The organism is Paractinoplanes deccanensis (assembly GCF_016862115.1).
In the GTDB taxonomy this organism is placed as follows: domain Bacteria; phylum Actinomycetota; class Actinomycetes; order Mycobacteriales; family Micromonosporaceae; genus Actinoplanes; species Actinoplanes deccanensis.
In genome coordinates, this window is record NZ_BOMI01000198.1 from 1 (window position 1) to 8,558 (window position 8,558).

Sequence of the window (8,558 nt, forward strand, 5' to 3'; positions counted from 1 at the left end):
TCCTGGTGGACCCGGGCAGGGTGGGGCCGTGCGTGGTCCCGGCGGCCCTGATGGTCCCGGGCAGGGCGGCGCCGTGCGTGGGCCCGGCGGGCCCGGTGGGCCTGCCGCGTCCGGTGGGCCGGTGCGGGCGGCGGCCAGTGTGGTGCCGCCGGTTGTGCCGGGGCGGGAAGGTGTGCGGACGCCTGCCGTTCCCGGGCGGGCCGGTGCGATGGCGGGCAATGTCTCGGGGGCGATCCGGCGGCCGGGGGAGGACTCCGGTCCGGTCGATCCCCGCGGGCCGCAGCGTGGCGGGTTCGGCACCGGTGCTGTTCCGGCGGGGCCGGTCTCGCCGGGGCAGCAGGGGCGTGGGCCCGGCCAGTTCGGTGCGGGCGAGTTCGACTCGGGGGAGATTCCCGGGCGCGAACAGGATGACGACTTCGGCTCGGGGCGGCACGCTCGCCACGGGCAGGACGACTTCGACCCGGAAGCCTCCGGGGAACTTCCCGGCGGCCGGCACGGGCGGGCGCCCGGCGGTCCGGGTGAGCGCACGATGTCCCCGGGGCGCAACCTCGGCGGCGGGGCTTCGGGTGCCTTCGCGACGGGCGCCGGTGCCGCCGGAGCGGCCCCGCTCGGTGGTCCGGCCGCGGGGTCGGCCTCCGTCGGCCGGGTGCGGCCGGGCTCCGGCCCGACCGGCGCCGCCGACCGGAGCGGCGCCCTGCCCCGCGACCTGGCTTCCGGCGCGGCCTCGGTGGACGGTCCCGCTCGCGGCGGGTCGGCGGCGGTGGGCGGTCCGGGCGTCGGTTCGGCCTCGGTCGGCGGACCCGCGTCCCGCGGTGGCCCGGCCACGGGGGCGGCGTCCGTTGCCGGCCCGGTGACTCGTGGTGGCCCGGCCGGTTCCCCGTCCGTGGGCGGCCCCGGAAACCCGGCAGCGGGCTCGGCCTCCGTCGGCGGCGCGGCTTCCGTGGGCGGCCCAGGCGGGTCGGCTCGTGGCGGTCCGGCTGCTGGCGCGGCTTCCGTGGGTGGTCCGGGTGGGCCGGCTCGCAGTGGCCCAGTTTCCGTCAGCGGTCCGGGTGGGTCGGCTCGTGGCGGTCCGGCTGCTGGCGCGGCTTCCGTGGGTGGTCCGGGTGGGCCGGCTCGCAGTGGCCCGGCTGCCGGTGCGGCCTCGGTGGGCGGTCCGGCCGGCTCGGCGCGTGGTGGCGTGGGTGCGGCCCCGGTCGGTGCCCTCGCTGCCGGTTCGGCTTCGGTCGGTGGCCCGGCGGCGGGCTCGGCGTCTGTCGGCCGACCGGCCGCGGGCGCGGCTTCTGTGGGTGCGGCCTCCGTCGGTGCGGCTTCTGTAGGTGCCGCGTCGGTGGGTGCTGCCTCGGTGGGTGCTGCGTCGGTCGGGGCCGCGTCGGTGGGTGCTGTGGCGGCGGCGCGCGTCGGTGCGGGTGCTGAGGGGCTGCGGGCGGGTGCTCACGGCGTACCACTGACGGGTGAAGATGATGAGGCACCCAGCGGGAGAGTCAGTCCCGTCGTGGGGGCCCGGGCCGGAGCGGCGAAAGCCGCCGGTGCGCTGGAGGACGACGACGAGGCCGGCGAGGCCGGCGGTGTGGTCGGCGGGCTGCGGCAGAAGCTGCGGACGCAGCGGCGCCTTCGGATGGTGGCGCTGGTCTCGCTGGCGGCCGTGGTGCTGCTCGTGCTGCCCGCCTTCTTCGGGCTGCGGTCGGCGGGCAACGACCCGGTGTTCAGCTCGCTCAACTCGCTGGACGTGCCGAGCTGGGCCGCGGAGCAGGTGGACGACCAGAGCAGCGGCAGCCGGTGGTGCTTCATCGACTGCACGTTCCGGGAGCGGATCGCCCAGTCGGAGAAGCCGTTCAAGGAGACCACGCAGGCGTACACCTCCGCCCTGAGCGCTGCCGGGTGGCAGCCGTGGAAGGTCGCCGAGTGTCCTGAGCAGCCGGTCAGCCCGGAGGACGGCACCTACAGCTGCTGGAAGCGAGACGAGTTCACCTTGGACCTGTGGGTGCGGTTGCCCGAGTGCGAGGTCGACCAGATCGCCGCCCAGGACCCGGCCGCCGTGCCGGCCGAGGGCACCACGCCGGCCGATCCCAAGAACTGCACCGGCTCCACGGTGAGCATCAAGGTGCAGAACGCGATCGTGGACACTCGTGGCAAGCAGCCGGATCCGCAGGAGAGCCCGCTCGTGGGCGAGACTCCGGACCCCGTCCTGTCGAATGATCCGCTCTTGGAGCCGACACCCTCGGCGTCGTGACGCGGCTCGCGGTCACGGACGGTAGGGTCTGCACGTTGACTCGCCATCCGTGACCACGTAAGGGAGAAGCGCCTGATGGACGCCGGAGAAATCGCAGGCCTGATCGCGGCGGGCGCCTTCTTGATGCTCGTCATCGTGCTGGCCGTGCCGATCCTCAAGCTGGGCCGCACGGTCGACGCCGCCACCAGGGCGATCAATGACCTGACCGACCGGACCGGGCCGCTGCTGGGTGACGTCAACGACACGGTGCGTAACGTGAACACGGCGCTCGGCCAGGTGCAGGTCTCTTTGGACGGTGTCAACGTCCAGCTCGCCAAGGTCGACACGATCACCGAGCACGCCGCGCACGTGACCGCCAACGTGGCCAACCTGTCCACCGTCGTCGCCGCGGCCGCCGCCAACCCGCTCGTCAAGGTCGCCTCCTTCGGGTACGGCCTGCGCAAGGCCGCCGCGGCGCGCCGCCGCGCCGACGAGGACCGCGCCGTCCGTACCGAGCTCAAGCAGCGCCGCAAGTCCGGCCGCTGAAGCCCCGCCACACTCACCCGGAGGAATAAGCCATGAAGCGCCTGCTCTGGCTGGGCGTCGGCCTGGCCGTCGGCGCCATCGTCGTTCGCAAGCTCACGCAGAAGGCGAACGAGTACACCCCGTCCGGCATCGCCACCTCGCTGTCGCAATCCGCTGGCGGCCTGGTCGAGTCGGTGCGTAGCTTCGTGGATGACGTCCGCGAGGGAATGGCCGAGCGGGAGCAGCAGATCCATCAGGCGTTCGCCGAGGGGGAGCTGTACGAAGAGGGCCCGGACGAGGCCCAGGAGGGGAACCGATGAAGACGGCGGAGATCAAGCGGCGCTATCTGGCGCATTTCGAGGCCAACGGGCACACGGTCGTGCCGAGTGCCCCGCTGCCGGCCATCGACGACCCGAACCTGCTGTTCATCAACGCCGGCATGGTGCAGTTCGTGCCCTACTTCCTGGGGCAGCGCACGCCCGCGTTCAAGCGCGCGGTCAGCGTCCAGAAGTGCATCCGGACGCCGGACATCGACGAGGTCGGCAAGACGTCGCGGCACGGCACGTTCTTCCAGATGAACGGCAACTTCTCGTTCGGCGACTACTTCAAGGAGGGAGCGATCAAGCTCGCCTGGGAGCTGTCGACGAAGTCGCAGGCCGAGGGCGGCTACGGCCTCGACCCGGAGCGCATCTGGCCGACCGTCTACCACGACGACGACGAGGCGTTCGCGCTCTGGCGGGCGATCGGCGTGCCCGAGTCGCGCATCGTGCGCCGGGGCAAGAAGGACAACTACTGGTCGATGGGCATTCCGGGCCCGGCCGGTCCCTGCTCCGAGCTCTTCTACGACCGCGGCCCCGAGTACGGCAAGGACGGCGGCCCCGAGGTCGACGAGGACCGGTTCATGGAGTACTGGAACCTGGTCTTCATGCAGTACGAGATCACCGACGTGCGGTCGAAGACCGACTTCACGATCGTCTCGGAGCTGCCCAACAAGAACATCGACACCGGCATGGGCCTGGAGCGCATCGCCTCGATCCTGCAGGGCGTCGACAACCTGTACGAGATCGACGAGGTCCGGCCGATCCTGGCGCGCGCCGCGGAGATGACCGGCAAGCGGTACGGCGCGCACTCCGGCCACGTCGCCGGCGAGTCACACCCCGACGACGTACGCCTGCGCGTGATCGCCGACCACGTCCGCACCGCGCTGATGCTGATCGGCGACGGTGTCACGCCGTCGAACGAGGGCCGCGGCTACGTGCTGCGGCGCATCATGCGCCGGGCGATCCGGGCGATCCGCCTGCTCGGCTGGCAGGAGCGGGCGCTGCCCGAGCTGCTGCCGGTGGCGCGCGACTGCATGGCGCCGTCCTACCCCGAGCTCGAGAAGGACTTCGAGCGGATCTCCACGTACGCGTACGCGGAGGAGGACGCGTTCCTGTCGACGCTGCGGGCGGGCACGACGATCTTGGACACGCACATCTCCTCGGCGAAGGCCGCGGGCTCGGGGCGGCTGTCGGGTGACCAGGCGTTCCAGCTGCACGACACGTACGGCTTCCCGATCGACCTGACCCTGGAGATCGCGTCCGAGCAGGGGTTGGACGTCGACCAGGACGGCTTCCGCCGGCTCATGGCCGACCAGCGGGCCCGCGCGAAGGCGGACGCGGCGGCGCGCAAGACCGGCCACGCGGACCTGTCGGCCTACCGCGGCGCGCTGGACGCGGGCGGCCCGGTCGAGTTCACCGGCTACCAGGAGGTCTCCCGCGAGTCTCGGGTGCGCTCGATCATCGGTGGCGGCGGCTCGATCGAGGTGGCCGGCGAGGGCGACTTCGTCGAGCTGGTGCTCGACACCACCCCGTTCTACGCCGAGGGCGGTGGCCAGCAGGCCGACACCGGCATCATCAACGTGGGTGGCGGCCGGCTCGAAGTCGTCGACGTGCAGCAGCCCATCCCCGGCCTGATCGTGCACAAGGCGCGGGTCATCCAGGGCGAGGTCCGTACGGGCGAGACCGGCTTCGCCGAGATCGACGTGACCCGGCGCAAGGCGATCTCGCGCTCGCACACCGCGACCCACCTGGTGCACCAGACCATGCGCGCGTTCCTCGGCGAGTCGGCGACCCAGGCGGGCTCGCTCAACGCGCCGGGCCGGCTGCGGTTCGACTTCAACACCCCCGGGGCCGTCTCGCCCTCGGTGCTCAACGACGTCGAGCAGCAGGTCAACGAGGTGCTGCTGCGTGACCTCGAGGTCCACTGGTTCATCACCTCCCAGGAGGAAGCGCGCCGGCTGGGCGCGATGGCGCTCTTCGGGGAGAAGTACGGCGATGAGGTCCGTGTGGTTGAAGTCGGCGACTACGCGCGTGAGCTCTGCGGTGGCACGCACGTCGACCGCTCGGGTCAGCTGGGCCTCGTGAAGATCCTCAACGAGTCGTCGATCGGCTCCGGCGTACGCCGTGTCGAGGCGCTCGTGGGCATCGACGCGTTCGGCTTCCTCGCCAAGGAGCACCTGCTCGTCTCGCGGCTCGCGGAGCTGTTCCGGGTGCCCGGGGACCAGGTCGCCGACCGGGTCGAGCAGACGGTCACCGCGCTGCGCGACGCCGAGAAGGAGCTCGAGAAGCTGCGCGCCCAGATGGTGCTCGGCGGCGCGGCGACCCTCGCGGCGCAGGCCAAGGACCTGCGCGGTGTGGCGTTCGTCGGCACCGAGGCTCCCGAGGGCGCGGCCGGCAACGACGTGCGTACGCTGGCCCAGGAGATCCGCGGCAAGATCGACGGGGCTCGTCCCGCGGTCGTCGCGGTGGCGGCCCGCTCGAACGGCAAGGCGTCGCTGATCGTGGCGCTGAACAGCGCGGCCAAGGGCCGTGGCCTGTCGGCGGCGGATCTGGTCAAGGGTGCGCTCTCCGGCCGGGGCGGCGGCAACGCCGACCTCGCGCAGGGCGGTGGCCTCCCGGCCGACCAGGTCCCGGCGCTGCTCGCGGCGGTGGAGAAGGCGGTGGGCGACACCGCGAACTGACGTTTTCAGGGGGTAGCCGGGAGATGAGCGCGCTGTCGCGGGGTAGGCGGCTGGGCGTCGATGTCGGTAAGGTGCGCGTCGGGGTCGCGATCAGCGACCCTGACGGGATCCTGGCCACCCCCCTGGTCACGGTGCCCCGTGACATGGGTGCGGCAGACGATGCCGTGCCCGCTGACATTGCTGAGCTGGTCCGTCTCGTGGGGGAACACGAGGTGGTGCAGATCGTGGTGGGGCTCCCGGTTCGCCTGAACGGGGCCGAGGGACCTGCCGCCATCGACATTCGTGCGTACGCTGGGCGACTGGTGGAGGCGGTCGGTACCGTGCCGGTCGTCCTCGCGGACGAGAGGATGTCAACCGTGGTCGCGACGCGCAGGCTCGCCGAACGAGGCGTGCGCGGCAAGCGGCAGCGGGCGGTCGTCGACCAGGCTGCCGCGGTGGAGATCCTGCAAGGCTGGCTGGACGCTCAGCGGAGGCAGAGATGATCGACGAGCTGGACCTCGCGTTCGACGAGAGCGCGGAGCGAGGGAGACCCCGACATCGCCGGGGCTCCCGCGGCGGGAAGAAGAGCGGCGGCAAGTCCGGCGTCGCGTTCCTGATGGCGTTTGTCCTGCTCGCCGTCCTCGGTGGCGGCGTCTGGTTCGGCTACACCAAGGTCAAGGACTTCTTCGTCGCCGCCGACTACGACGGGTCGGGCGGCGCGGCCGTGCAGGTCGACATCGCCAAGAACGCGACGCTCACCGACATCGGCAACGCGCTGGTCGACAAGGACGTCGTCAAGAGCACCAAAGCCTTCGTGAACGCGGCGGACGCGAACCCGAAGGGCAAGAACATCCAATCGGGCACGTACAACCTGAAGAAGCAGATGTCGGCCGAGAGCGCCGTGACGCTGCTGCTCGACCCCAAGTCGCGGGTCTCCAAGGGTGTGACGATCCCCGAGGGCAAGACCGCCAACCAGGTCTACGACATCCTGGCCAAGGCGACGGGCAAAAAGGTCGAAGACTTCAAGGAAGCCGCGAAGGATCCCGAGGCGCTCGGCGTCGCGGACTTCTGGTTCAACCGCAGCAACAACGCCAAGGCCACCAAGTCGATCGAGGGCTTCCTCTTCCCCGACACGTACGAGTTCGACCCCAAGGCGACGGCCGAGGACATGCTGCGCACCATGGTCACCCACTTCAACACGGTGGCCGAGGAGACGGGCTTCGTCGAAAAGGCGCAGAGCGACCGCAACCTCACCCCCAACGAGGTGCTGACGGTGGCGTCGCTCGCCCAGGCCGAGGCGGGCAACAAGGACGATCTCGGCAAGGTGGCCCGGGTGGCGTACAACCGCCTCTACGTCGGCACGCCCGAGATCCCGTGCGGCTGCCTCGAGTTCGACGTCGGGATCAACTACTACTACCAGCTCACCGGCAAGGCGACGAAGCCGTCCGGCAAGATGACGAACGCCGAGCTGTACGACCCGAAGAACCCGTACCGCCTGCACGGCCGGAAGGGCCTCACCCCGACGCCGATCAACAACCCGGGCAAGGCGGCCATGGAGGCCGCGCTCGAGCCGCCGAAGGGCGACTGGTTCTTCTTCGTGGCGATCGACAAGCAGGGCCACTCGGCCTTCGCGAAAACCCTCGCCGAGCACGACGCGAACGTCGAGAAGGCCAGGAAAGCCGGCGTGCTCTAGGGTCTTTAGCCGTGCAACCAAGCCGCGCCGCCGTCTGCGGCAAGCCGATCGCCCACTCGCTCTCCCCGGTCATCCACCGAGCGGGCTACGCGGCGGCCGGCCTGACACACTGGCAGTACACGTCGTTCGAGGTCGACGAGCTCGCCCTGCCCGGGCTCGTCGACTCGCTCGGCCCCGAATGGGCCGGCCTGTCCCTGACGATGCCGCTCAAAGAGACGGCCCTGCGCCTGGCCGCCGAGACATCCCCGCTGGCGGCGGCGACAGGAGCGGCCAACACGCTGGTACGCCGCCCCGACGGCACCTGGTACGGCGACAACACCGACGCCGTCGGCATGATCCGCGTCCTGCGCGAAGCCGGCGCCACGGCCCCGCATTCGTTGACGATCCTCGGCGGAGGCGGCACGGCACGCGCGGCCCTGGCAGCGGCGGCCGAACTGGGCGCGACGGAGGTGGCGGTGGTGACTCGCCGCCCGTCGGCACGCGACGAACTGGCCCCGGCGGCGGAAGCCCTGGGCGTGCACATCACCGGCGTGCCCTGGGACGAGGCGGCACCGACACTGACCGCCGACGCGGTCATCTCCACCGTGCCGAAGGGCGCCGCCGACCACCTGGCCATCGAAGCCGCATGGCGCGCCGGCACGGTGCTCTTCGACGCGATCTACGACCCGTGGCCGACCCCCTTGGCAGCCTCGGCGTCGGCGAAAGGGCTGGCGGTGATCTCGGGTCTGGATCTGCTGCTGGCTCAGGCGCTGAGCCAGTTCGAGCAGTTCACGGGGGTTCGGCCGGCTCCGGAGAGGGCTATGCGGGAAGCGTTGTTTGTGGCTGCGGCGGCTCGCTGACTGGGTGAGGAGCCCGCCTGCGGGGCCCGTGAGGCTGTTGGCCCGTGGGCCTGCCGGGTTGCGGAGCCCGTCAGCTTGGCGGCCTGTGGGGCCTGGCTGTTCGCGGAGCTTGCCTGCCCGCGGAGCCCGTCAGCCGCCTGCCCGCGGAATCCGCCACCCGCAGAGCCCATCGGCAGAGCCCATCGGCAGAGCTCATCGGCAGAGCTCATCGGCAGAGCTCATCGGCAGAGCTCATCGGCAGAGCCCATCGGCAGAGCCCATCGGCAGAGCCCATCGGCAGAGCCCATCGGCAGAGCCCATCGGCAGAGCCCA

General features: G+C 71.5%; 7 protein-coding genes. All 7 read left to right on the plus strand.

Annotation, left to right across the window (positions count from 1 at the left end; genetic code table 11):
• Positions 1-1,492: 1,492 nt before the first annotated feature.
• The 7 genes from Ade02nite_RS46590 (at position 1,493) to Ade02nite_RS46620 (ending at position 8,246) form a co-directional block, all read left to right on the plus strand.
• Complete coding sequence (locus Ade02nite_RS46590) at positions 1,493-2,230, plus strand: hypothetical protein (RefSeq protein WP_239169569.1); 738 nt, start codon at positions 1,493-1,495, stop codon at positions 2,228-2,230.
• Between the two features lie 75 nt (positions 2,231-2,305).
• On the plus strand, positions 2,306-2,755 hold the full coding sequence (locus tag Ade02nite_RS46595; protein ID WP_203777870.1) for a DUF948 domain-containing protein: 450 nt from the start codon (positions 2,306-2,308) through the stop codon (positions 2,753-2,755).
• Between the two features lie 32 nt (positions 2,756-2,787).
• A complete protein-coding gene (locus tag Ade02nite_RS46600) occupies positions 2,788-3,054 on the plus strand; it encodes a hypothetical protein (RefSeq protein WP_203777871.1) in 267 nt (88 codons plus the stop codon).
• Complete coding sequence (alaS, locus tag Ade02nite_RS46605) at positions 3,051-5,735, plus strand: alanine--tRNA ligase (protein ID WP_203777872.1); 2,685 nt, start codon at positions 3,051-3,053, stop codon at positions 5,733-5,735. The genes Ade02nite_RS46600 and alaS overlap by 4 nt, the downstream gene beginning before the upstream one ends.
• 23 nt (positions 5,736-5,758) lie before the next feature.
• On the plus strand, positions 5,759-6,217 hold the full coding sequence (gene ruvX, locus Ade02nite_RS46610; RefSeq protein WP_203777873.1) for a Holliday junction resolvase RuvX: 459 nt from the start codon (positions 5,759-5,761) through the stop codon (positions 6,215-6,217).
• Entirely contained in the window at positions 6,214-7,407 is a 1,194-nt protein-coding gene (gene mltG, locus Ade02nite_RS46615; protein ID WP_203777874.1) for an endolytic transglycosylase MltG, read from the plus strand. Before ruvX ends, mltG begins: the two co-directional genes overlap by 4 nt.
• Before the next feature lie 11 nt (positions 7,408-7,418).
• Positions 7,419-8,246 carry a shikimate dehydrogenase gene (locus tag Ade02nite_RS46620; RefSeq protein ID WP_203777875.1) on the plus strand — a complete coding sequence of 276 codons (828 nt, stop codon included), beginning with the start codon at positions 7,419-7,421 and terminating at the stop codon, positions 8,244-8,246.
• The last annotated feature ends 312 nt before the right edge of the window (positions 8,247-8,558 follow it).